The organism is Bradyrhizobium sp. C-145 (assembly GCF_023375135.1).
GTDB classification, from domain to species: Bacteria; Pseudomonadota; Alphaproteobacteria; order Rhizobiales; family Xanthobacteraceae; genus Bradyrhizobium; species Bradyrhizobium zhanjiangense.
Genome location: NZ_CP088150.1, coordinates 4403051 through 4426824 on the forward strand (window position 1 = coordinate 4403051; position 23774 = coordinate 4426824).

A 23774-nucleotide genomic window follows, 5' to 3' on the forward strand; every position below is an offset into this window, starting at 1 on the left:
CGTCATTGCGAGCGAAGCGAAGCAATCCAGGCTCTCTCCGCGGAAAGATTCTGGATTGCTTCGTCGCAAGGGCTCCGCGCAATGACGTGGTGAGACCGGAGCCTCACGCCGCCTTCTTGCTCTCGGCGAGGTGCGCCAGTTGCCGCATGATCTCCGTGGTGCCGGCGAGACGCTCTTCCGGGGTCTCCCAGTCCTGGAGGAACACCACCTTCATGTCGGGGCGCACCTTGGCGGCCTGGCCGTGGCTGCGGATGAACGTCACCAGGCGCTCGGGATAGGCGAAAGAATTGTCGCGGAAGACGATGACGGCGCCCTTCGGGCCCGCGTCGATCTTCTCGACATTGGCCCTGCGGCAGAACGCCTTGATCGCGGCGACCTTGAACAGATAGCGCACCTCGTCCGGCAGCACGCCGAAGCGGTCGCGCATCTCGGCACCAAAATTCTCGATCTCCTCCTCGGTGTCGAGATCGGCGAGGCGCCGGTACAGCGATAGCCGCACCGAGAGGTCGCCGACATAGTCCTCGGGAATGAGCACGGGCATGCCGATCGTGATCGATGGCGACCAGCGGTCGGCGGCAGGCTCTGAGACGCCGGCCTTGAGATTGACGATCGCCTCCTCCAGCATCGATTGATAGAGCTCGAAGCCGACCTCCTTGATGTGACCGGACTGCTCCTCGCCGAGCAGATTGCCGGCGCCGCGGATGTCGAGGTCGTGAGAGGCAAGCTGGAAGCCCGCGCCGAGCGTCTCCAGCGACTGCAGCACGGTGAGCCGGCGCTCGGCCTGCGCCGTGATCTTCTGCTGCGCCGGCAGCGTGAACAGCGCGTACGCCCGCAGCTTGGAGCGGCCGACGCGGCCGCGGAGCTGATAGAGCTGGGCGAGGCCAAACATGTCGGCGCGATGCACGATCAGCGTGTTGGCGTTGGGAATGTCGAGGCCGGATTCCACGATCGTGGTCGACAGCAGGATGTCGAACTTGCCGTCATAGAACGCCGTCATGATGTCCTCGATCACGGCGGGCGGCATCTGACCGTGCGCGACCGCGACCTTCATCTCCGGCACGTTCTTGTCGAGGAAATCCTTGACCTCGGCGAGGTCGTCGATGCGTGGCACCACGTAGAACGCCTGGCCGCCGCGATAGCGCTCGCGCAACAGCGCCTCGCGGATCATCAGCGGATCGTGCGGGGCAACGAAGGTGCGGACCGCAAGGCGGTCGACCGGGGGCGAGGCAATGATCGAGAGTTCGCGCACGCCGGTGAGCGCAAGCTGGAGCGTGCGCGGGATCGGGGTTGCCGACAGCGTCAGCACGTGCACCTCGGAGCGCAACGCCTTCAGCCGCTCCTTGTGCGTGACGCCAAAATGCTGCTCCTCATCGACGATGACGAGGCCGAGCTCGCGGAACTTGATCGCCTTGCCGAGCAGCGCGTGGGTGCCGACGACGATGTCGACCGAACCGTCGGCGATGCCCTTCTTGACCAGGTTGAGCTCCTTGGTCGCGACCAGGCGCGAGGCCTGCGCCACGTTGACCGGAAAGCCCTTGAAACGCTCGGTGAAGGTCCTCGCGTGCTGGCGCGCGAGTAGCGTTGTCGGCACCACGACGGCGACCTGCTTGCCTTCGAGCGCGACGGCAAAGGCCGCGCGCAACGCCACCTCGGTCTTGCCGAAGCCGACGTCGCCGCAGATCAACCGGTCCATCGGACGGCCGAGCTCGAGGTCCTTCAGGGTGGATTCGATCGCACCCAGTTGGTCCTCGGTCTCGTCATAGGGGAAGCGCGCACAGAACTCGTCGTAGAGGCCCGGTTGCACCGGCAGCTTTGGCGCCTCGTGCAGATGGCGCGCGGCAGCGATCTTGATCAATTCGCCCGCGATCTCGCGAATGCGGTTCTTGAGTTTTGCCTTCCGGGTCTGCCAGCCGCCTCCACCGAGGCGGTCGAGTTCGACCGTGGTCTGGTCGGAGCCGTAGCGGGATAACAGCTCGATGTTCTCGACCGGGAGGAACAGCTTCGTCTCGGCCGCATAATGCAGTTCGAGGCAGTCATGCGGCGCACCGGCGACATCGAGGGTCTGCAGGCCGATGAAGCGGCCGATGCCGTGGTCGACGTGGACGACGATATCGCCGGCAGTGAGGCTCGTCACCTCCGAGATGAAATTGTCGAGCTTGCGGCTCGCCTTGCGCGGCCGCACCAGGCGGTCGCCGAGGATGTCCTGCTCGCTGATCAGTGCGATCTCGTCGGTCTCGAAGCCGCTTTCGAGGCCGAGCACGGCGAGCATGGTCTCGTTGCGCGGCGTCGCCTGCACCGTCCGCCAGCTGTTGACGCTGGTGGTGTGGGCCAGCTTGTGGTCGCGCAGCATCGAAGTCATGCGGTCGCGCGAGCCTTCGGTCCAGAGCGCGATCACGACCTTCTTGCGCTGGGCCTGCAGTGCCATCACATGCGCGACCACGGATTCGAACACGTTGACGGTGGTGTCGTTGCGCTCCGGCGCGAAGTCACGGCCCTTGCGCGCACCGGCATCGATGACACTCGTGCCATCGGCCGGCACGGAAAACTGCGTCAACCGCGCCAGCGGGATATCACCGAGGCGCCTGCCCCATTCCTCCTCGGTCAAATAAAGCCTGTCAGGCGGCAACGGCTTGTAGATGGCACCGCCGCCGGGATGCTCCATCGCCTCGCGCCGGGCCTCGTAATAGTCGAGGATCTGCTTGAAGCGCTCGCGCACGGCGTCCTCGGCCTGCGGCTCGATCGCGACTGCTGCCCCTTGCAGATAGTCGAACAGCGTGTCCATCCGGTCCTGGAACAGCGGCAGCCAGTGCTCCATGCCGGGATGGCGGCGGCCTTCGCTGACAGCCTCGTACAGCGCGTCGTCGCGTTCGGGCGCGCCGAACTCGGCGACATAGCCCATGCGGAAACGGCGGATGGTGTCGGTGACGAGCTGAAATTCCGAGATCGGAACGAGGTCGAGCGCACGCATGTCGAGCAGCGTGCGCTGGGTCTCGGCATCGAAGGAGCGGATCGACTCCAGGCTGTCGCCGAAGAAGTCGAAGCGCACGGGCTGGTCGAGACCGGCCGGAAACAGGTCCAGGATGCCGCCGCGCACGGCGTATTCGCCGGGCTCACGCACGGTCGAGGAGCGGTTGTAGCCGTTATGCTCCAGCCAGGCGACGATGGTGTCCATCGGCACCACGTTGCCCGGGGCAACCGACAGCGCCTGCGCCGCGACGAGCTCGCGCGCAGGCACGCGCTGAACCACGGCATTCACCGTGGTCAGCACGATCAGCGGCTTGTCGCTGCCCGTCAGGGACGCAAGCCGTGCCAACGTCGTCAGGCGTTGCGCCAAAATGCCGCCATGCGGCGAGACGCGGTCATAGGGCTGGCAGTCCCAGGCCGGGAAGATCAACACCGGCAGATCGGGCGCGAAGAATTGCAGCGCGCGTTCGAGCTGCTGCATCCGCGGACCGTCGCGGCACACCACCGCAAGACTGACCGCCGGCTTCTTCGGCCGCGCCGCGATGGCCCGGGCGAGATCGGAGACGACGAGGCCTTCGGCGCCCTCGGCGACATTGGCGAGCGTCAAGGCGCGGCCGGGCGTCAGCAGTTCGGCCGGTGATTTCATACCCTGCTTCATGCGTCGCGGTCCGCGATCGGATACGCCTTGATGCGGGCAAACAGCGCGCCGGTGACGTCGGCCGGAAGCACCTTGTCGCCGGTGATGGCGGCATAGAGATCGGGATCGTTGACCTCGAGCAGGCGCTCGAGCTCGATCAATTCAGGCTCGGACAAATTGCCGATCTCGGCATCCGCAAAGTGGCCGAGGATCAGGTCCATCTCGCGCGTGCCGCGGTGCCAGCAGCGGAACAGAAGCCGCTTGCGGCGGTCGTCCAGCCCGCTGCTCGATCGTGTCGTTCCCGTCATGTCTCAAATCCAGTCAAACGCAGAAAGCCCGGACGTGCCGGGCGGGGTGGATATAGCCACTCGGACCGGCCGTGTCAGCCCTTTGTTGTGACAGTTCGCCCATCCGGTGCGTCATGGTCAGTCGGGCTCCGAAAAAAGACGTGGATGCCCGGCATAAAGCCGGGCATGACGGCGAGGAACGATCTTAGATTCCACGAATGCGCCCCAGCCTGCTCAACCCGCTGTTTGCTCCCGTGACCAGCCTGTCCGGCGTCGGTCCGAAGCAGGACAAGCTGTTGCAATACCTGCTCAGCCGCAACGAGACGCCGCGGCTGGTCGACCTGCTGCTGCATCTGCCGAGCCAGGTCATCGACCGCCGGGCCCGGCCAAAAATCCGCGACGCCGTCCAGGGAACCATGGTGACACTGGAGGTCACCGTCGATCGCCATCGTCCGCCCCCGCCGCGCAACGCGCGCGCGCCATATCTCGTCTATGCCAGCGATGACACCGGGGACGTCGTGCTGACGTTCTTCCGCGCCAAGCCCGGCTATGTCGAGAAGCTGTTGCCGATGGGCGCGAAGCGTTACGTCTCCGGCACGCTGCAGATGTATGACGGCATCCCACAGATCGTGCATCCTGATCGCGTGCTCGACGAAGAGGCGATTGCAAAGCTCTCCGGCATCGATCCGGTCTATCCCTTGACCGAGGGCCTCGCGCTCGGCTCGCTACGCCGCGCGATCGCGCAGGCGCTGCAAAAGCTGCCGGCCCTGCCCGAATGGATCAGCCCGGAGGTGATGCGTCGCTGCCACTTCCCGCCAATTGCCGATGCGCTCAATCGCGTGCATCAGCCGATCGAGCTCACGGACATCCTGCCGGACCAGCCGTTCTGGTCGCGCCTCGCTTTCGATGAACTCTTGGCCGGTCAGCTCGCGCTCGCCCTGATCCGCGCGCAATTGCGCCGCCCCGCCGGCGTGCGCAATGCCGGCGACGGACACCTGCGCAACAAGATCATCGACGCCCTGCCCTATGCGCTGACGCCCTCGCAACGCAGCGCTGCCGCGGCCATCGCCGAGGACCTGAAACAGCCCGTGCGCATGCTGCGCCTGCTCCAGGGCGACGTCGGCTCCGGCAAGACGGTGGTGGCGCTGCTCGCTGCCGCGGCGGTTGCCGAAGTCGGCAAGCAGGCCGCGCTGATGGCTCCGACCGAAATCCTGGCGCGCCAGCACATCAAGACCATCGCCCCGCTCGCCGAGCGCGCCGGCATGCGGGTCGCGATCCTCACCGGCCGCGAAAAGGGCAAGGAGCGGCGCGAGCTGTTGGCGCAGCTTGAAGCCGGCGAGATCGACCTGCTCGTCGGCACCCATGCGCTGATCCAAGATGACGTGATCTTCCATGATCTCGCGCTTGCCATCGTCGACGAGCAGCACCGTTTTGGCGTGCGCGAGCGCCTCGCGCTGACGTCGAAGGGCGAGGCTGTCGACGTGCTGGTGCTGAGCGCAACGCCGATCCCGCGCACGCTGGTGCTCACCTATTTCGGCGACATGGACATCTCCGAGCTGCGCGAAAAGCCTGCCGGCCGCCAGCCGATCGACACCCGCGCTGTGCCGATGAGCCGCATCAGCGAGGTCATGGACGGCGTCGGCCGCGCGCTGCAATCGGGTAAGCTGGTCTACTGGATCTGCCCACTGGTCGAAGAATCCGAGGCCGAAGGCACCGAGCATCTGACCAATGCGACCAAACGGTTCGAGAGCCTGCAAAAGCGCTTCGGCGAGCGTGTCGGCCTCGTCCACGGCCAGATGAAAGGCACGGAAAAGGACCGTGTGATGGGCCAGTTCGCCGCCCACGAGATTGGCCTGCTCGTAGCGACCACCGTGGTCGAGGTCGGCGTCGACGTGCCGGCCGCGACCATCATGGTGATCGAGAATGCCGAGCGCTTTGGCCTCGCCCAGCTGCACCAGCTGCGCGGCCGCATCGGACGTGGCTCGGAAGCCTCGACCTGCATTCTGCTCTATGGCGAGCCGCTTGGGGAGATGTCGAAGGCACGGCTGAAAGTGATCCGTGAGACCACCGACGGCTTCCGCATCGCCGAGGAGGACCTGAAGCTGCGCGGCGAAGGCGATGTGTTGGGCGTGCGCCAGAGCGGCCTGCCCGGCTACCGCATCGCGCGCCCGGAGGTGCACGGCCAGCTCATCGCCCAGGCCCGCGACGAGGCGCTGCGCATCCTGAAGGACGATCCGAAGCTGAAGGGCGAGCGCGGCGAAGCGCTGCGGTGCCTGCTCTATCTGTACGAACGGGACGAAGCGATCCCGTTGATCGGTGCGGGCTGAAGCGTTCTCGTGCGCCCGAGGCAAGGACAAGGCAATTGCCCCAATGAAGGGTAAGGTTTTCCTTGTTTCATTGCGAACTGGCTCACATTCAGGGACGGATCACTCGTGCTAAAGGTATATTGGAACTGTCCCCACATCCCTGCAGGAGGTAGATCATGCAGTTCATCTCCACCGAATGGCAGTCCACTTCGACGGCTCCCTTAGACGGGGATCTCGAAATCTGCGCGCTGGACTTTGATGGTATCGTCCACTCGCTTCCCTTTCCCTGTCACAAGGATGGATCCAATTGGGTCGATCGATCGGGCAAAACGCACGCCGACATTCAGCCTACCCATTGGCGCATATGGGGTCATCCACGCTGATCCGTCGCCGGCGCAATGCCTCCGGGAAATCGATGCCCGGGCAAGATGGTACATTCCCGTCATTGCCTGCCTTGAGCGCACGCACGGAACTCTTGCCGTAGCCTGATCCCGGGGCATGATTACCCGTAGGACAGGCAAAGGCGCGCTCGTCGGGCCCCGCCGCGGAACGGAACGCACGATCGGCCCGTTAATTGCTCAAGGGCGGCGCAGACAGGAAGGAGCGGACCATGAGGGCTCCCACCACCATCGCCGCGCTTGCGATCTTACTCGGCGCGCCCGCAATATCGCTCGCGCAACCGGGTGGGCAAGGTGCGGTTGAATTGAGCGACGGCACAACGATATCGCAACATCCATCCCTCCCGAAACTCAGCCTCACCAACGCTCAGCGCGAGCAGATCCGCAAGACCGTGCTGACCGAGCATAACGAGATCCAATTCCGGCTGAAGACCACCCAGCCAGCCAAGGACTTTACCCCTGCCGTTGGCGCAACACTTCCAAAAGGCGTAAAGGCTCAAGGACTGCCAGCACAGGTGCTCACGCAATTGCCAGAGCTGCGCGATTATATGTACGTCAAGATGAAGGATCAGGTGCTGATCGTGAACGGCATGACCAACAAGATTGTCGATATGTTCTCGGAGACGCAACCACTGTCCTAGCCCAAGGTCTTGGCGCAAGACATTCGACAGATCGGGCATGCAGGTAGATTCTAGTCCTTCTTCGGGACATTCGCCGCGAACGCCTTCATCAGCGCGGCATCCATCGCCTTCCCCTTGGCATCCTCGGCGAGATGCTCGAACCACTTCGCAAAGCCTTCATAGATCTGGCTGGCCGGATGATCCGGACCCAAGAATCCCGAAATCTCCCGCATCTCCGCGACCCAGCGATACGCCTTCGGGATCATGTCCGGCAGCGCCACTTCGAGGCGCGCCAGAATTGCAGGCTGGCTGAGCGCGAGCTCGTCGCGCAGCGCGTCGGCCGCGCCCGCTTTCGTGGCCGCGACCACCATGGCCGAGCCGATGCCGGCGAGGCCCTTGACGATGCCGGCGTAGGACATCTTGAGCGCAGAGGCCGCGCCGACCGGGCCTTCGACGATCCGCACGTCGAGGCCCAGCTCTTTCAGCACGGCGACGTCCTTGGCGTGCTCGCCGGACATGTAGAAGGCCGGGCTCTTGCCACCACGCTGCGGCGGAAAGCCGATGATGCCGGCATCGACGAACGGTGCCTGCGCCGAGCCCATGATCTCCTCGATCCTTTGCACGGTGTCGACATTGACGGCGTTGCAGTCGACCACGACCGGCTTCTTCTCGCGTCGGACGATCAGCGCGGCCAGCCGTCCAGCCAGCGCCACGGCTTCGCCCGGCGGCACGATCGAGAGGATGATGTCGGCTTCGGCGAGCGCGTCGTCCTCGGCGCCGATCATGCCGGCGTCCGCCGCCCGTTTCAGCGTCGCCTCGCTCCGCCCCTTCAGTGACGTCAGCACCCGTGCGCCATTCTCGCTGAGGCGGCGAGCCACGGCGCTGCCCATGGCACCGGGCGCGAGGATCGCAATGGTTTTGGACATCATGCACTCCAGGTCGAATTCCGAACGAGACGCTCAATTCGACCGGAGACTAGCAGAGGACGCGAACGCCTGCGTGAACGCGGCCATCCCGCGCGGGAATGGCCCTACTCCACTTTCGCAGGCTGCTGGGGTTGGAGCGCAGACGCGTTGGCGATGCGTGCGGCGTTCGCCACGCCCGCGAGCGCGGCGGCCTTCTTCGGATCTGGCGCCGAGCCCGGCTGCACCACGCCGGCCGACATGATCAACGTCGCTGCATCCTCGGCACTGAGGTCGACCTCGATGATCTTGCTCTTCGGGACATAGAAGAAGAAACCGGTGGTCGGGTTCGGCGAGCACGGCAGGAACACCGAGACGTGCTCCTCCTGTCCCGGCAGGTTGCGCGCAATGTCCTCGTTCGGCGATTGCGAGATCAGCACGATCGACCACATGCCGGGCGAGGGAAACTCGACCAGGCCCACTTTCCGGAAGCTCGAGCCCTTGCCCGAGAACAACGTCTCGAACACCTGCTTGAGGCCGCGATAGATCGCGCGCACCGCCGGAATCCGGCCGAGAAAGGTCTCGCCGACGTCGACCAGCGTCCGGCCGATCAGGTTGGCCGCGAGGAAGCCGACCAGCGTCAGCGTGAAGAATGCGACAAGCAGTCCCCAGCCGGGAACACCATAGGGAAGATAGGTTTCGGGTCGATAGGCCAGCGGCACGAACGGTCGCACCACGCCGTCGACCCAGGTGACGAACCACCAGACCAGATAAAGCGTGATCGCGATCGGCCCGGTCACGACGAGGCCGGTCAGGAAATAATTGCGAAAACGACCCACTAGGCCGGTATGCGGTTCCGGGACGGGATCAAGAGGCGCAGGCGCGTCGTCGCGGGGGGTCATTCGGGTTCCAGATCGGTCGCAGCACACAAGCTAGGGTCTTCTAGCAGGTTTTGGAAGACTGCGACCAACCGATATCCCTTGTGCCTATTCCACGGTCACCGATTTCGCGAGGTTGCGCGGCTGGTCCACGTCGGTGCCCATCACCACGGCTGTGTGATAGGCGAGCAGCTGCACGGGAACGGCGTAGACCATCGGCGTGAACGCCCCCGCCATGTCGGGCATCACGATGGTGACGAGAGAATCGACCGTCGCCTCCTCCGCGCCCTTGGCATCGGTCATCAGAATGATTTTGCCGCCGCGGGCGGCGACCTCCTGCATGTTCGAGACGGTCTTTTCGAACACCCGGTCATAGGGCGCAATGACGACGACGGGCATGGTCTCGTCGATCAGCGCGATGGGTCCGTGCTTCAGCTCGCCGGCAGCGTACCCTTCGGCGTGGATGTAGGATATCTCCTTCAGCTTCAGCGCGCCTTCGAGCGCCAGTGGAAAACTGGTGCCGCGGCCAAGATAGAGCACGTCGCGCGACTTTGCGATCTCGCGCGCCAAACGCTCGATCTCAACCTCGGTGGTGAGCGCATCCGACATCAAGCGCGGGATCTCGACGAGGCCATGGACGAGCCTGGTCTCATCCTCGTCTGACAATTCGCCGCGGGCCTTGCCGGCCGCAATTGCAAGATTTGCGAGCACCATCAGCTGGCAGGTGAAGGCCTTGGTCGAGGCGACACCGATCTCGGGTCCCGCCAGCGTTTGCAGCACGGTCTCGCTTTCGCGCGCGATCGTCGAGGTCGCCACGTTGACGACGGCGACCGTGTGCACGCCCCCGGCCTTGGCATAGCGCAGCGCCGCCAGCGTGTCTGCGGTCTCGCCGGACTGCGAGATGAAGATGGCGAGATCACCCTTGCGCAGGGGCGCTTCGCGGTAGCGGAATTCGGAGGCGACATCGACCTCGACCGGCACACGCGCAAAACGCTCGAACCAGTACTTTGCAACGAAGCCGGCATAGCTCGCCGTGCCGCAGGCCGTGATGTTGATGCGCTGGATGGTCTTGAAATCGAATGGCAGCTTGACCGGCAGGGAGACGCGCTCGGTCGCCATATCGACATAACGCGCGAGCGTGTGACCGACCACTTCCGGCTGCTCGTGGATCTCCTTCGCCATGAAGTGGCGGTAGTTGGCCTTGTCGACCAGCGAGGTCGAGGCCGCGTGCCTGATCTTGTCGCGCTGGACGGCGTGGCCGTCCTTGTCGAAGATCGTTGCGCTGTTGCGGGTGAGCACGACCCAGTCGCCGTCCTCGAGATAGCTGATCGTCTCGGTGAACGGGCCGAGCGCGATGGCGTCGGAGCCGAGATACATCTCGCCGTCGCCATAGCCGATCGCGAGCGGCGGGCCGTTGCGGGCGCCGATCATGAGGTCGTCGTCGCCGGCGAAGATGAAGCCGAGGGCGAAGGCGCCGCGTAAGCGCGCCAGCGTCAGCTTGACGGCCTCGACCGGCTTGTTGCCGCGCGCGAGCAGATCGTCGACGAGGTGCACCACGATCTCGGTGTCGGTCTCGGTGTGGAACACCGTGCCCTTCGTCTCGAGTTCCTCGCGCAGCTCGCGGAAATTCTCGATGATGCCGTTGTGGACCACGGCGACGCGCTCGGTCGCGTGCGGATGGGCGTTGTTGACGGTCGGCTTGCCGTGGGTGGCCCAGCGGGTGTGACCGATGCCGGTGGTGCCCTTCAACGGCTCCGCCTCGAGCCGCTTCTCCAGGTTCTTCAGCTTGCCCTCGGCGCGGCGGCGCTCCAGATGCTTGCCCTCGAGTGTGGCGACGCCCGCGGAATCGTAGCCGCGATATTCGAGACGTTTGAGCGAATCCACCAATTGCTCTGCAACCGGCTCGCGCCCGAGAATGCCGACAATCCCGCACATGCGGATCACTATCCCCCAAATCGCCGAAAAATCGCCTAAACGACGCGGTCGGTTTTAGCGAAACTCCTACGGAACCAGATACTCAATAATTATTGCTGATTGAGACAGCGCCAGATCACACCGAGCCTCGCCTGCGTCGATTTGGCCGGCCTTTAACCCCGCACGTTAACTCACTGTCAACATGTTTGGCCAACGATTCCCGCCCAGGAGAGACGGCCATGAGAAGCTCATCCGACCGCAAAGGCCTGTCGTCGATGTATCTGCGCGCCAACGAGACCTCGGGCACGCACCTTGCGCATTGGCCGCCGCCCCTGCGGGGCAAGGAAAACAAGCCCCTCTTCATCAAGCATCCCGAAGGCGAGCCGGCCAAGCGCGCCAAGCCGCGCGGCTGGCGCCTGACCCGCGCGATCTTCTCCGAATTCGCGGACGAATAGCCTCGCTCACTTCTCCGGCTTCTTTTCGAGAGTCTTGCCGCCCGTCTTCAGCTCGCGATAGCGCGCAGCACCGCCTTCCCGGATGGTCTGCTGGTTGCGCTCCAGCGCCATCGCATCGTCGGGCACATCGCGGGTGATCACCGAGCCGGAGCCGATATAGGCGCCGTTGCCGATTTTGACGGGGGCGACCAGCGAGGAGTTGGTGCCCACGAACGCACCCTGCCCGATCACCGTCTTGTGCTTCCCAAAGCCGTCGTAGTTGCAGGTGATGGTGCCTGCACCGATGTTGGACTTGGCGCCGACGATCGCATCACCGATGTAGGCGAGATGATTAGCCTTCGCTCCCGCCTCGAGCGTCGCGGCCTTGGTCTCCACGAAGTTGCCGATCTTGGCACCTTCGCCGAGCGAGCTGCCCGGCCTCATGCGCGAGAACGGACCGACAGATGCGTTCTTGCCAATCGAACTCTGCACGATGTGCGAAAAGGAATGGATCACCGCGCCGTCGGCGATCGAGATGCCCGGGCCGATGACCACGAACGGCTCGATGGTCACATCCTTGCCGAACACGGTATCGGCGGACAGGAACACCGTCTCCGGCGCGACCAGCGTGACGCCGGCCTCCATCGCCGCTTTGCGTAAGCGCGCCTGCATCACGCTTTCCGCTTCGGCGAGTTGCGCCTTGGTGTTGATGCCACGCACTTCGTCTTCACTGGTCTCGATCACGACCGACTCCCATCCCTTTTCGCGGACGATGCCGACTGCGTCCGTCAGATAATATTCGCTCTTGGAATTGGCATTGCCGATCTGCCCGAGAATTTCGAGCGCGCGGCGACCGTCGATCGCCATCAGGCCGGCGTTGCACAGATCAATCTTGCGCTCCGCTTCACTGGCATCGGCCTCTTCGCGAATCGCGACCAGGCGGTCACCCTCGACGATGAAGCGGCCATAGCCCGAAGGATCGGCGGCGCGAAAACCGAGCCCGGCGATCGCGGCGCCCCTGGCGAGCGGTTCGCGCAGCCGCGCGAAGGTTTCGGCCGAGATCAGCGGCGTGTCGCCGAATGCGATCAAGAGATCGTCGACGCCCCGTGCAATCGCCTCGCGCGCCGCCAGCACCGCATGCGCGGTGCCGAGCCGCTCGGCTTGCACGAAGGTGAGCGCATCGGGGCGGCTGCGCCTCGCTTCCTCCGCGACCGCCTGATGATGGGGACCGATCACGACTGCGAGCGACGTGCCGGTTCCCTTTGGCGCGGCGGCAAGCACATGGGCGAGCAGCGTCTGATGTGCGACGGGATGCAGCACTTTCGGCAGGCTCGATCGCATGCGCGTGCCTTCGCCGGCGGCGAGCACGATCGTGAGGCTGGAACGGGCGGTCATCGAAATCCTGTCAGATACGGCCGAATCAATTGGTGCGGCGGACGGCAGGCCGCCCTGATGCCATCGCCTTGCTACCCCCGCAAACGCCCGGAATTCAAGTGCGGGGCGTATTTCCTGTTAATGTTCCCTGATTGATTCGGGGAAGCCGGACAGGGCTGGGCACTTAACGTTCATGGCAAAGGATTCCGACCCACTGGCGGATGCCTTCGGCACCAAGGAGACCGGCGGGCTGTTCTCCGGACTTTTGGCCGAGGAAAGCGCATTCGACCGGCGCATGATGTGGCGGCTGGGCTCGTGGGGCGTCGCGGCCGTGGGGGCCGTCGTCATCGCCGTGATGGCCAATCAGGCCCAGCTCAGCTGGCGGCGCGACCAGGTCGCCTCCGCCGATCTCGCGCGCGAGGCCGACCGGCTCCAGATGCTGACCAAGGAGAGCCAGAACGAGGCTCGCCGGCTCGCCGCCGCCATCGAGACGCTGAACGGCGATCGCGACCGGCTCTATTCGCGCGTCACGGTGCTGGAGCAGGGCCTCGATTCCGTCACCGGTGCCATCGCCAAGCAGAGCGTCGCGCCGCCGCAAGGCGCCAAGCCGCAGGATGTCGCGCCAGCGACCGCAGCTCCCAGCGTCGCGCCGGTCGCCTCGACGCCAGCTCCGGCGAGCGAGAAGCCGCGCACTGAAGCCGCCAAGGATAATCAGAAGGATACTCACAAGGAGCCTGTGAAGGAGCCCTCGAGCCCACCGCCGCAGACCGCGGCTGCCGCCTCGCTCGTGCAGCAGTCGCCGACCATTCCGCTGGTGCCGTCCAAGTCGATCATGGCGCCGCCGGATCCGGCCGCGTCCAAACTGATTCAGCCCGAGGTAGCTGAGAAGGCCGCCGAGAAGAAGGCCGAGCCGGCTGCAGCTCCAACCGAGGTCGTCGCGGCAGCAACGAAGCCGCTGGAGGCAGCCGAGACCGAAGCCCCCGCGATCGCAGTCCAGCAGACGCGCTTTGCAATCGACCTCGGCGGCGCCAACTCGATCGACGGCCTGCGCGCACTCTGGCGCGGCGTGACCAAATCCAATCCGGAAGTTGGCGCACTGCGGCCGATCATCATGATCAAGGAGGGCGCCACCGGCCTCGGCATGCAGCTCCGCTTGGGTGCCGGTCCCCTGATCAACGCCGCCGCCGCAAAACTCTGCGCCGGCCTTACCGAGAACGATCGCCATTGCGAGACCACCGTGTTCGATGGCCAGCGCCTGTCGATGCGCGGCGGCCAAGAAAAGGCGCAAGAGAAGGCGCAAGACAAGAGACAAGAAAAGACTCAGGACAGGGTTCAGGAGAAGAGCTCCGAGAACAACCAGGACGCGGTACCGCAAGCCGAAGCCGCGCCCAGCGCCAAGCCCGAGAAGCCGCAGCGCCGCCGCAGCTACTCCTCGAAGCGCTCGTCAAAGCATGAGGAGCCCGCGCCTGCACCCGCGGCCCAGCCGGCACCGGCGAAGCCGGAGACGGCATCAGCGTCTGCGGGATCGACGCTGTCGTCGTTCTTCCGGCGGTAGGTCAGAATCTGCTTCCACCTGAACGCGCGGTGAATGCCGTCGTGTTCCTGCGCGCGGAGATGGACTTAAATTTCGGTCCGCACCGAAACCAGCCACCGACTGCCAAGTTGTCCCGGTCCTGAACCGGAGCGGCCGACGCGCGACATCGCTCGTGCCCGCGTCCATGACCAAGAAGTACACGTGAAGAAATTGATCATCGCGACGGCCGTCGTTCTGGCGGCATCCTCGGCGCTCGCGCAAACGACGAAATCGCCGGGCGCTTCGAGCAACGCGCCCGGTCAGCAGATGCAGAACACGACGAAGCCTTCGACAGCTCCCGGCGCTTCCGAATACGCGCCCGGTCACCAGACCAATACCACCGCGGGACCGGGCCACTCGGAAAGCGCGCCCGGACAGAAGATGCAGAACACGACGGGCTCGAGCACCAAGAAGAAGTGAGGCTGCGCCTCGCCTTTGTAACTTCGATAACCGGCGCCTGATCAAAGGATCAGGCGCCGGTCTGCATTTGGAAACAGAGCCGGAAGACGTAAGGTCGAATTTGATGGCTCTTTGCGCACGCAATGATTTACTCGATGCGCGCCTTTTCCTTCAGATCCCGAATGCGCATCTCCGCTTCATCCCTGGACTGGACGATTTCCGACCAATCCTCCACCCGCGCCACCTTGCTCAACCTCTTGAGCTCGTTCAGCTGCTCCTGAGTTGGCTTGTCCATGCTCACTCCTTGAAGGCAACATGCGTTGGACGTCATAACATTCAGAACTCAGCCCGCCCCTCGCGTGTTCCCAAAGGCTGCCTGGGCGAGCCAAACCAACAGAAATATCGCCTGGCCTGTTGCCTGCCCGCGCCATCCCGACCATATTGCCCCTATGAGAAAAAAGCCCTTCCGCCTCACGCCCTACCAGGTGCAGTTCCTGATCGTCGTCGGCTTCGTTTCCGTCGGCTATGCGCTCTATCTGCGCTACCTCGCGATCGAGCTGTCGCAAGTCGCGCTCGCCTGCGATGCCGGACTTCAGACGCTGATCTGCAAGGCGCGCTCGGTCTCGACCGTGCTGTTCAAGAATTCGGTGTTCGGCATCGTCGCGCTGGTGGTTGCGACGCTTAACCTGATGCGGCCGTCGATCGTGCTGCTCACCGTCGGCGTCATCGCCGCCGGCCTCGGCATCGTGCTCTACAATGTTGTGCTGTCGGGCCTTGCGATCGGCCTGTTCATTCTTGGATTTGCTCGGCCCGCGCCCGCCACAGCGTGAGCGCAAACAAGAGGTAGATCGCGCAGGTCCACAGCGACTGCCAATTCTCGCGGCCCTCGTTGAAGAGCACAAAGACGGCCGACAGCGCCAGCACGCCCGCGAATACCGCCTCCGCGATCGGACGCTGGCCGATCTGCGGCCGGTTCAACATCAAGAGCGCGAACGGCACCACCGCCATCGTCAGCGCGGCGTAAGGAAAATCCTTGTAGCGCGGGTCGAACACGAAACCGAGCGCGGTCTGCGCCGCGATCACCGCGGTCACGGCCAGCGTCAGGCCGAGCACGGCGGTGAGCTTCGACCATTTCCGGCCCTCGCGCGGGCCGAGCAGATCGAGGAAGGTCGGGAGGCTGCGGCCGATCACCATCGCCTGCGCGCAGAAGATCGGCGACAGGATGCCGGCGAGCAACAGCGCGCCCCAGAGCAGCCAGCCACCGATGCCGTAGCTCTCGTAATACATCTTGTCGGCGCCGATCCCGAGCAGGATGCCCGCCGTCGTCGCCGAGATGCCGACGCCGAGCCAGGCCGAGAAGCGCGGCGTCCAGGGCCGCCGGCGCAGCGTGAGACCGGCAACCGCGAACACCAGCACGCTGAGGCCCATGCCGGCGCCCATGTACCATTTCCAGTACGGGAAATTGCTGATCGGCTCACCCGGCGGGTATTTCAGGCTTCGGCGCACCGAGTCATACAGACCCCAATAGCCGCCGACGGTGCCTTCCAGCTTGCGCTTCCACGGCTGGTCATAGGACTCGATCAGGTTGACCCGGAACTTCTGCGCCTTCGCAAGGCTCAGGATTTCCGAGACGACGCGCGCCTGGTTGGTGCGCGACGGCAGCGCGCCGTCGCGCATGCGCCCCTCGCTCGGCCAGCCGGTTTCGCCGATCAGGATCTCCTTGCCCGGAAATGCCACCGCCATGCGCTCGCGGATCGCCTCGACATGGCTTGCTGCGAATTTCGCCCGCACCGGGAAATCCTCCCAATAGGGCAGGATATGGATCGTGACGAAGTCGATGGCGTCATAGACCTCGCGATTCTTCAGCCAGTACTCCCAGACGTCGGCATAGGTGACGGGCACACTGACCTGCGCCTTGACCGAGCGGATGATGGAGACGAGGTCGGCCGTGGTCATCTCGCCGCGGAGCAGCACCTCGTTGCCGACGATCAACGCGGTGATGATGGACGGGAATTCCTTGGTGAGGCGAACCGCGAGCGCGGCCTGCTCGAAATTCTTGGCGCGGTTGCTGGAGAGCCAGATGCCCTGGAGCACTTTCAGCCCGCCGACCTTGGCGGCGATCGCCGGCACCTGGTCGAGCCCGTTCTCCATCGAATAGGTGCGGACGCAATCGGTGATCTGCTTGAGCTGGCGCAGGTCCTGCTCGATCTGGTCGGCGTCGATATGCGTCCACGCATCCAGCGGCGACTGCTCGCCGCGGAACGGTGCGTAGGAGACGCATTGGACCTTCTCGGCGGGATCGATCGGGGCGCGCGCGAGCGTGATCGGCGTCGCCAACCACCACCACACGGCAGCAATCGCACCCAGTGAAACGAGCAGAAGCGCCAGTGGCGTACGAAGAGAAATCGGTTCCGTCCTCCGCGAAGGGCCCGTCGATTACCTGCTTGCACGCCGTCTGCCAAGGGGGTGCCCGGGTGTGGATCAGTTCCTCCCCCCGCGGATTTTGGCTGCGGCCGTTCGACCGGGGCCTAGCATCGTGACTTTGCTGGACAAAATTCCAAATACAGGTCATGGACTCCCAAGGACTTTTCCGCCGCATTGGAGACCCATTTGGACGCCATCACCGGCGCGTCCGCGAGGTCGGGATGCGGACGGTCAGCGGACATATTGGGGAATTCATGCGGCAACGGGTGTTCGAGTTACGAAATGCGGTCCTGCGGCAGTTCGCCGCCACCTTGGCAGTCTCCTGCCTTCTCGTTCTCGCCGGTCTCGGCGGCGCCTACGCCCAGAGCGGCTCGCCCGCCCCCGACCAGAGCAAGGCCGCCGCCCAACCCGCCGACGCCGCCAAGGACGCCGCCCAGAACCAGCGCCGCACCGACGAATTCGCGGAAGCGGCCCAGGTCATCAACGGCCCCGCCGGCAATCCCGAATGCGTCTGGCTCGGCCGGCGCGTGGTACGGCTGATGTGGCGGGATGATCTCGATACCGCGTTCCGCCATCTCGACCTCTACGACCGTTTCGGCTGCCCCGGCGGCCACATCCAGGCCGCCTTCCGCTGCCTGACCCGCTTCGGCGGGCAGATCGACCCCAAGGTCGCCGAGACCCTGGACAGCCGCGTGCACGCTTGCTGGATCAACCCGGCCTCCCAGCCGCAGCAGGCGAGCGCCTCGCAAGCCGCAGCGCCGGCTTCGGGCACTTCGCAAGCTCCCCAGCCGGCCGCCAGCCCCTCGCCTGCGCCAAGCCCAACGCCCGCGCCCCAGAAATAGCGCGATCGTTTCAGCTGTCGTTCAGGAACGATCGGCCATAGACACGGTTGGCACTGCCACGCGTCGTTCGAAAAGGCCATGCCCTCATAAGGACATGAGGCCATGACAGTTGTGAAACCGCGCGGCAGAGGTATGCTCCCTTTGCCGCGGACTCGGTCGGATCTCGGGGTCGGATCCGCTGCCCTGCCACCTCAGCCCCTTTTGGTTTAGCCGCGATGCGCGTTGTCGCCGCCGTTCTGTTGCTTGTGTCCGCGCTCCACGCCGGCCTCTGGGGAATCCTGCGCGACAAGGAACCCGCGCCTGATTTCAAGGGCCTGTTCCCGAGTCTGTCTTATACGCCGTTCGAACCGGGACACGTCGTCGACATCAACGTCGACCCCGACAAGATTCGCGCGGACATGAAGAAGCTCTCGACCCTCACGCGAGCGATCCGGTCCTACTCCGCGACGGAAGGCAACGAACTGGTGCCGCCGATCGCCGCCGAGTTCGGCCTCAAGGTCACGGTCGGCGCCTGGATCGACAAGGACGAGGATCGCAACGAGCGCGAGATCAAAGCGGCGATCGAGCTCGCCCGCAAGAACAGCAACGTGATCGGCATCGTGGTCGGCAACGAGGTGATCTTCCGCGGCGAGCAGAAGGTCGAAGACCTCATCAACAAGATCAAGAAGGTCAAGGGATCGGTCCGCGTTCCCGTCACGACGGGCGAGATCTGGAACATCTGGCGCGATTTTCCGGACCTTGCCTCCAGCGTCGATTTCATCGCCGCGCACGTGCTGCCCTATTGGGAAAACTTCCGATCGGACCAGGCGGTCGACCAGGCCGTCGACCGCTACAACCTCCTGCGCAATCTCTTTCCCGGCAAGCGCATCGTGATCGCCGAGTTCGGCTGGCCGAGTGCCGGCTACAATTTGCGCAACGCCGATCCGGGCCCGTTCCAGCAGGCGCTGATCCTGCGCAACTTCGTCAGCCGCGCCGAAGCTCTCGGCATGGAATACAACATCGTCGAGGCGATCGATCAGCCCTGGAAATTCTTCGAAGGCGGCGTCGGTCCTTACTGGGGCATTCTCAACGCCAATCGCGAGCCGAAATTCGCCTGGACCGGTCCGGTCGAGAATTCCGACTATTGGAAGCTGATGGGCATCGCGCTGCTGGTCGGCATCCTGCTGTCATTGCCGATCATGCGGCTATCGCAGCCGACTGCCGCGCAGGCATTCCTGCTCTCGGTCACCGCCAACGGCGTCGGCGCCTGGGCTGCGACCGTGTTCGCCTATTGGAACGGCCACTACTTCCTGTTCGGCTCGGCCTTCGCGCTGACGCTTGGCATGATCCTGCTCGTTCCGCTCGTACTCATCGCGATGGCGCGCATCGACGAGATCGCCGCGGTCGCTTTTGGCCGGCCGCCGCAGCGGCTGATCACGAAGGGCAAGCCGGTCGAGAACGTGCCGGAGAATTACTACCCGAAGGTCTCGATCCACATCCCGGCGTACTTCGAGCCGGTCGAGATGCTCAAGCAGACGCTCGATGCGCTGTCGCGGCTGAACTATCCGAACTACGAATGCGTGGTCATCATCAACAACACGCCGGATCCCGCCTTCTGGCAACCGATCCAGGACCATTGCCGCGCGCTCGGTGAACGCTTCAAGTTCATCAACGCCGAGAAGGTGCAGGGCTTCAAGGCCGGCGCGCTGCGCATCGCGATGGACCGCACCGCGGCGGATGCCGAGATCATCGGCATCCTCGATGCCGATTATGTCGTCGATCCCGACTGGCTGAAGGACCTCGTGCCGGCGTTCGCCGATCCGCGCGTCGGCCTGGTGCAGGCGCCGCAGGAGCATCGCGATGGTGGCCTGTCGATCATGCACTACATCATGAACGGCGAATATGCCGGCTTCTTCGACATCGGCATGGTCCAGCGCAATGAGCTCAACGCCGTGATCGTGCACGGCACGATGTGCCTGATCCGCCGCGCCGCGATGGACATGGCCGGCGGCTGGTCGTCGGATACGATCTGCGAGGACTCTGATCTCGGCCTTGCGATCCAGGAGCTCGGCTGGACCACCCATTACACCAACCACCGCTACGGCCAGGGCCTGCTCCCTGACACCTACGAAGCCTTCAAGAAGCAGCGTCACCGCTGGGCCTATGGCGGCCTCCAGATCGTGAAGAAGCACTGGCGGCAATTCCTGCCCGGCCGGAGCCGGCTGACGCCCGACCAGAAGCGCGAATATGGCCTCGGCTGGCTGAACTGGCTGGGCGCCGAAAGCCTCGGCGTGGTCGTGGCGCTGCTCAACCTCGTCTGGGTGCCGATCGTCGCCTTCGCCGACATCGCCATCCCCGACAAGATCCTGACGCTGCCGATCATCGGCGCCTTCATCGTGTCGCTGGTGCACTTCCTGTCGATGTATCGCGCCCGCGTCGCGATCAAGCCCGGCCAGATGCTGGGCGCCATGATCGCGGCGATGAGCGTGCAATGGACGGTGTCGCGCGCGGTCGCGCAGGGCCTCATCACCGAGCACATCGCCTTCGCCCGCACCTCCAAGGGCGGCCTTAGCAGGATGTCGATCGAGTTCCAGGCCTTCTGGGAGGCCGTGATCGGCGCGCTGCTGGTGATCGGTGCCGGCGTGCTGATCGCCAGCAACAGCTTCCGGCAGATCACCGAGATCTACGTCTTCGCCGGCGTCCTGGTGTTGCAAAGCCTGCCGTTCCTGGCCGCGGTCGCGATCGCGATCCTCGAGCTCAGCCGCATCAACTCGTTCCAGTTCTGGCGCGACAGCGCGATCCGCTCCGCCGAGCTGATCGGCCTCCGCCCGGTCGCCCTGCCGAACCCCGGTACGCCGCAGCCGGTGCCGAATGAGGTCCGGCGCGAGGCGAACTGACGGGCGCCCCAACCCGGGCGCCCCGACCCCGTGATTAAAAGTCACGTGCTCTTCGGCGTGGATGACCGCCCGCCAATCAGGTTGAAAATCCCAAGCTAAGCCGTGGGAATACCGGTGGAATCCCCGCCCCTGCCAAGAACTTCGGCAGCCACCCGCACTATTGACCTCCGCAGCCACTCCCCCTACACAGCGCGGAAGCATGATCCGGAAACAGCCGGTTTCCCCGCAACGCAAGTCGAGCGTGGCGGCAAGACATGCTTCTCGAAATGACCGAACACGGTGGCGTCCGAATTCAAGCCATCAGCGGCCATGGGAGCGCGTAGCTCAGCCGGTAGAGCACGTGACTTTTAATCACGGGGTCCTGGGTTCGAGCCCCAGCGCGCTCACCAAGCCAAATCAAATACGTAGCCCGGAATACGAGCCTACCTAAAAAGTGCTCTGTGGGCACTGTGTTGGCAAATCGACTGCTGCGCTCAGCGCGGGTGAGTCAATTTGACTCAACGACACCGCGAGCCCGCCAATTCCATCCTGCCCTGGGTTGGCAGAGGGACTGGTTATGGATGCGGTGTCGCATTCTGGTAGTCGTGTTTGTGGGGGTGGCGGCTATAGCGAGCGGTCGCTCCTAAATGCAGCGGCCAGGGTGAACCGCCGGCGCCCGTCCCGTCGGCTGCCTGACGTATTCCCCTATTACCGGACACGGCGCCGATCTGACCACCACCCGTGAGGCCTTCACGCGGTGGATATTGTGTTTTTGATCGGCCGCCACCGCTCAGTATGATGCCCGAGTAGCCAGTCACAGTTTACCGTGGAGTGGCACAATGACGCATAACCTCGTAGCCGTGTGTGTCGTCGTGGCCTTAATTATCATGGCCTCGATTGGCTTCGCCCAAAAGCACCATCAATGTTGGAACGGGCACGTGCTCAAAAATTGGCGGCACGGGCACGTGCTCATAACCCGTGAGCCCTGCGGATCCGTTGGCCCCTCCATATAGAACCGTCGCCCCTCGGAGCTTTTCCCCACCCCGAACGCGCAGTCGCTCGCGCGACGGATGAGCCCCAAGGGATTGATAATTTGCGAGGTACTTACAATGCCGCTTTGATCGCGGCATGCCTCGCCCTGCACGCCGCCACACTCCTACGCACGCCGACGGCCGGCCGCAGTAGACCAGGACTCCGCGCAAGCCCATCTCGCGCATCTGGCCGAAGGTGATCTTGAGCGGTCATTGCAGCCATCACGTGGCTCTGAACGCCGATCGTTGGCCTGACGATGTTCACTTGTCTGATATCGAGCCGCGTTTCGTCTGCGCGAATGCGGTAGCCGCAGAGCTGAGGTCAGGCCCATTACGGTGACAGTGCACCTAATGTGCCACGGAACGGGTGCCCCTTGTTAAGTGCACTGTCACCGTAAGTTCTGTCACCGTAAGTTCGAGCCCCAGCGCGCTCACCAATCAGCTCCAATAACGTCGCGAATGGCCAACCAGCAAAGCTCGTGGGCATTGTGCTGGCAAATCGACCATCGGCTGCGGCGATCTCGGGCTCGCTCGACGATTCTGTTCGTGACGGAGACCAAGCCATCACGATTGAACTGGGGCAGCGTGCTCACTTGCCAGTTCCAATCATTCTGCTGCCCAGGCCGACTGCGCCGTCGTAGAACTTGGAAACACATAGACACATATTGCAATAGTTCAACTAATCGTCGAGATTGACGCCATATGCATCTGAACTGATCGCGAGACAAGAATTGAGCTGTAGTCAGTTTACGTTGGATGGATCAAAGAACGACACGTCGTTAGCCCTGGATGCACTGCGCGCCATCGCAGCCCAGATGGTCTGCATCGGTCATGGCATCTCGTTCTTCCTGCCAGAACTCCGCCAGTCCGGGCTCCCTCTGCCCCAGAATGTCGGCGTGTTACTGTTCTTCGTGCTTTCTGGATTCCTGATTAGTTATACGCTGCTCGAGAAATCGAGAAACCCCAGCTACACTTTCTTGCAGTTCTTCATTGATAGAGCCGCCCGCATCTACTCTGCCCTTGTGCCATGCCTTCTGCTTGTGGTCCTCGTCGACACGGGGACCATTTGGCTCATTGGCGATCGCGTCCTGGAGGGTAGTCGAAGTCCGACGATCTTTCTCGCCAATTTGCTGATGATCGAAACCTACCGCGGTCCGCTTGAGCACCTGAGCCTGCTACGATGGCCGATCATTGGTTCTGCCAGCCCGCTCTGGACACTGGTGATCGAGTGGCACATCTATCTGTTCGTTGGCGCGCTGTTTTTCATTGGGGCGACGCCTGCCCGGGCGACTGTCCTGATACCGATAGCCATCATTTTCGGTCAGATCCCCCTCCACTACATGTTTGGGGCTCTCCAAGAGGACAACGGTCTCGGTCGATCGCTTTTTACCCTGTGGCTGGCAGGCGCTTACAGTTATGTCGTCCTGAGATCCGTTGCCTTGCAAAGCAGGACGCTGGGCGCCCTGCTCGCCGTCGGCTCGATCGTCGCCTATGTGGCGACGACCCGCGCATATCTCGAATACAAGCCCATAACCTACCCCTTCCTCGTGCTCTTTGTTCTAGGAGTCGTTGTGGCAACGCAGCCAGGACGGATCGTCGCCTCTCCGTGGCCTGCAAAGATCGTCCGGTTTTTCGCCGGGTATTCCTTCACTCTCTATCTCATTCATCACACCCTGATGTATCCGGCCTTCCTGCTCTGGAAAGATGGCGGATGGCTGATCTTTATCCCAGCCGTCTTGGTAGCGAACGTTGTCGCTGCAGTCGTTGCCACGTACACCGAAAGCCGGCACAAGCAGCTTGCGCAATGGCTCCAGCGTAGGATCTCGCGTATTCAGTTCTTTGTCCGCGGCGAGCCAGGCATCCGGATCCGCGATGCCCAATGAGCGCGATACTGTGGAAGCACTTGCGACCATATTACGGTGACAGTGCTGTCACC

The 23774-nt window shown here is 63.9% G+C and carries 18 protein-coding genes and 1 tRNA gene; 11 read left to right on the forward strand and 8 right to left on the reverse strand.

Annotated features, from left to right (window positions below; all coding sequences use genetic code 11):
- Window positions 1–103: 103 nt before the first annotated feature.
- A complete protein-coding gene (mfd, locus tag LRP30_RS20515) occupies window positions 104–3622 on the reverse strand; it encodes a transcription-repair coupling factor (protein ID WP_128933834.1) in 3519 nt (1172 codons plus the stop codon).
- Window positions 3619–3909 carry a succinate dehydrogenase assembly factor 2 gene (locus tag LRP30_RS20520; RefSeq protein WP_128933833.1) on the reverse strand — a complete coding sequence of 97 codons (291 nt, stop codon included), beginning with the start codon at window positions 3907–3909 and terminating at the stop codon, window positions 3619–3621. The genes mfd and LRP30_RS20520 overlap by 4 nt, the downstream gene beginning before the upstream one ends.
- Before the next feature lie 197 nt (window positions 3910–4106).
- On the opposite strand from LRP30_RS20520, the gene recG reads away from it, so the two are divergent.
- The 3 genes from recG (at window position 4107) to LRP30_RS20535 (ending at window position 7233) form a co-directional block, all read left to right on the forward strand.
- Complete coding sequence (gene recG / locus LRP30_RS20525; RefSeq protein WP_128941163.1) at window positions 4107–6215, forward strand: ATP-dependent DNA helicase RecG; 2109 nt, start codon at window positions 4107–4109, stop codon at window positions 6213–6215.
- Between the two features lie 155 nt (window positions 6216–6370).
- Complete coding sequence (locus LRP30_RS20530; protein WP_091894458.1) at window positions 6371–6577, forward strand: hypothetical protein; 207 nt, start codon at window positions 6371–6373, stop codon at window positions 6575–6577.
- A gap of 227 nt (window positions 6578–6804) precedes the next feature.
- Window positions 6805–7233, forward strand: coding sequence for a hypothetical protein (locus LRP30_RS20535; protein WP_249761499.1), 429 nt, complete (start codon window positions 6805–6807; stop codon window positions 7231–7233).
- 50 nt (window positions 7234–7283) lie between these two features.
- Here LRP30_RS20535 and LRP30_RS20540 read toward each other — a convergent pair whose 3' ends face one another.
- The 3 genes from LRP30_RS20540 to glmS form a co-directional block, all read right to left on the reverse strand.
- Window positions 7284–8138, reverse strand: a complete 855-nt coding sequence (locus LRP30_RS20540; RefSeq protein ID WP_249761798.1) for an NAD(P)-dependent oxidoreductase — start codon at window positions 8136–8138, stop codon at window positions 7284–7286.
- A gap of 104 nt (window positions 8139–8242) precedes the next feature.
- Window positions 8243–9016, reverse strand: a complete 774-nt coding sequence (locus LRP30_RS20545) for a DUF502 domain-containing protein (RefSeq protein WP_249761500.1) — start codon at window positions 9014–9016, stop codon at window positions 8243–8245.
- An 84-nt stretch (window positions 9017–9100) separates the two neighbouring features.
- The gene (gene glmS / locus LRP30_RS20550) at window positions 9101–10927 is read right to left on the reverse strand and encodes a glutamine--fructose-6-phosphate transaminase (isomerizing) (RefSeq protein ID WP_128941161.1); all 1827 of its coding nucleotides are present in this window, start codon (window positions 10925–10927) and stop codon (window positions 9101–9103) included.
- A 218-nt stretch (window positions 10928–11145) separates the two neighbouring features.
- On the opposite strand from glmS, the gene LRP30_RS20555 reads away from it, so the two are divergent.
- Window positions 11146–11361 carry a hypothetical protein gene (locus tag LRP30_RS20555; RefSeq protein ID WP_249761501.1) on the forward strand — a complete coding sequence of 72 codons (216 nt, stop codon included), beginning with the start codon at window positions 11146–11148 and terminating at the stop codon, window positions 11359–11361.
- 6 nt (window positions 11362–11367) lie between these two features.
- Here LRP30_RS20555 and glmU read toward each other — a convergent pair whose 3' ends face one another.
- A complete protein-coding gene (glmU, locus tag LRP30_RS20560) occupies window positions 11368–12735 on the reverse strand; it encodes a bifunctional UDP-N-acetylglucosamine diphosphorylase/glucosamine-1-phosphate N-acetyltransferase GlmU (protein ID WP_128941159.1) in 1368 nt (455 codons plus the stop codon).
- A 172-nt stretch (window positions 12736–12907) separates the two neighbouring features.
- Between glmU and LRP30_RS20565 the strand changes: the two genes are divergently transcribed.
- Both LRP30_RS20565 and LRP30_RS20570 read left to right on the forward strand, forming a co-directional pair.
- Window positions 12908–14269: a hypothetical protein gene (locus tag LRP30_RS20565; protein WP_249761502.1), complete on the forward strand. Its 1362-nt coding sequence runs from the start codon at window positions 12908–12910 to the stop codon at window positions 14267–14269.
- 180 nt (window positions 14270–14449) lie between these two features.
- Window positions 14450–14707, forward strand: coding sequence for a hypothetical protein (locus LRP30_RS20570; RefSeq protein ID WP_091894444.1), 258 nt, complete (start codon window positions 14450–14452; stop codon window positions 14705–14707).
- A gap of 127 nt (window positions 14708–14834) precedes the next feature.
- Here LRP30_RS20570 and LRP30_RS20575 read toward each other — a convergent pair whose 3' ends face one another.
- On the reverse strand, window positions 14835–14981 hold the full coding sequence (locus LRP30_RS20575; protein WP_249761503.1) for a hypothetical protein: 147 nt from the start codon (window positions 14979–14981) through the stop codon (window positions 14835–14837).
- A gap of 154 nt (window positions 14982–15135) precedes the next feature.
- Between LRP30_RS20575 and LRP30_RS20580 the strand changes: the two genes are divergently transcribed.
- Window positions 15136–15516 (forward strand): hypothetical protein, encoded by a 381-nt coding sequence (locus LRP30_RS20580; protein WP_091894442.1) that lies wholly within the window; start codon window positions 15136–15138, stop codon window positions 15514–15516.
- Here the strand turns inward: LRP30_RS20580 and LRP30_RS20585 are convergent.
- Window positions 15476–17035 (reverse strand): beta-(1-6) glucans synthase, encoded by a 1560-nt coding sequence (locus LRP30_RS20585; protein ID WP_164934921.1) that lies wholly within the window; start codon window positions 17033–17035, stop codon window positions 15476–15478. The genes LRP30_RS20580 and LRP30_RS20585 overlap by 41 nt on opposite strands.
- 329 nt (window positions 17036–17364) lie before the next feature.
- Here LRP30_RS20585 and LRP30_RS20590 point away from each other — a divergent pair, with 329 nt between their 5' ends.
- From LRP30_RS20590 to LRP30_RS20605, 4 genes are all read left to right on the forward strand, one after another.
- Window positions 17365–17952, forward strand: a complete 588-nt coding sequence (locus tag LRP30_RS20590) for a beta-1-3, beta-1-6-glucan biosynthesis protein (RefSeq protein ID WP_128937403.1) — start codon at window positions 17365–17367, stop codon at window positions 17950–17952.
- Window positions 17953–18167: 215 nt separating this feature from the next.
- On the forward strand, window positions 18168–20828 hold the full coding sequence (locus LRP30_RS20595; protein WP_249761504.1) for a glycosyltransferase: 2661 nt from the start codon (window positions 18168–18170) through the stop codon (window positions 20826–20828).
- A gap of 313 nt (window positions 20829–21141) precedes the next feature.
- Window positions 21142–21217: transfer RNA gene (locus LRP30_RS20600), tRNA-Lys, on the forward strand.
- A 1373-nt stretch (window positions 21218–22590) separates the two neighbouring features.
- Complete coding sequence (locus LRP30_RS20605) at window positions 22591–23721, forward strand: acyltransferase (RefSeq protein WP_249761505.1); 1131 nt, start codon at window positions 22591–22593, stop codon at window positions 23719–23721.
- The last annotated feature ends 53 nt before the right edge of the window (window positions 23722–23774 follow it).

Bases quoted from the DNA above. Each gene is read 5' to 3' on its own strand.
- mfd (WP_128933834.1), bottom strand. From the start codon at position 3,622: ATGAAGCAGGGTATGAAATCACCGGCCGAACTGCTGACGCCCGGCCGC.
- LRP30_RS20520 (WP_128933833.1), bottom strand. From the start codon at position 3,909: ATGACGGGAACGACACGATCGAGCAGCGGGCTGGACGACCGCCGCAAG.
- recG (WP_128941163.1), top strand. From the start codon at position 4,107: ATGCGCCCCAGCCTGCTCAACCCGCTGTTTGCTCCCGTGACCAGCCTG.
- LRP30_RS20530 (WP_091894458.1), top strand. From the start codon at position 6,371: ATGCAGTTCATCTCCACCGAATGGCAGTCCACTTCGACGGCTCCCTTA.
- LRP30_RS20535 (WP_249761499.1), top strand. From the start codon at position 6,805: ATGAGGGCTCCCACCACCATCGCCGCGCTTGCGATCTTACTCGGCGCG.
- LRP30_RS20540 (WP_249761798.1), bottom strand. From the start codon at position 8,138: ATGTCCAAAACCATTGCGATCCTCGCGCCCGGTGCCATGGGCAGCGCC.
- LRP30_RS20545 (WP_249761500.1), bottom strand. From the start codon at position 9,016: ATGACCCCCCGCGACGACGCGCCTGCGCCTCTTGATCCCGTCCCGGAA.
- glmS (WP_128941161.1), bottom strand. From the start codon at position 10,927: ATGTGCGGGATTGTCGGCATTCTCGGGCGCGAGCCGGTTGCAGAGCAA.
- LRP30_RS20555 (WP_249761501.1), top strand. From the start codon at position 11,146: ATGAGAAGCTCATCCGACCGCAAAGGCCTGTCGTCGATGTATCTGCGC.
- glmU (WP_128941159.1), bottom strand. From the start codon at position 12,735: ATGACCGCCCGTTCCAGCCTCACGATCGTGCTCGCCGCCGGCGAAGGC.
- LRP30_RS20565 (WP_249761502.1), top strand. From the start codon at position 12,908: ATGGCAAAGGATTCCGACCCACTGGCGGATGCCTTCGGCACCAAGGAG.
- LRP30_RS20575 (WP_249761503.1), bottom strand. From the start codon at position 14,981: ATGGACAAGCCAACTCAGGAGCAGCTGAACGAGCTCAAGAGGTTGAGC.
- LRP30_RS20580 (WP_091894442.1), top strand. From the start codon at position 15,136: ATGAGAAAAAAGCCCTTCCGCCTCACGCCCTACCAGGTGCAGTTCCTG.
- LRP30_RS20590 (WP_128937403.1), top strand. From the start codon at position 17,365: ATGCGGCAACGGGTGTTCGAGTTACGAAATGCGGTCCTGCGGCAGTTC.
- LRP30_RS20595 (WP_249761504.1), top strand. From the start codon at position 18,168: ATGCGCGTTGTCGCCGCCGTTCTGTTGCTTGTGTCCGCGCTCCACGCC.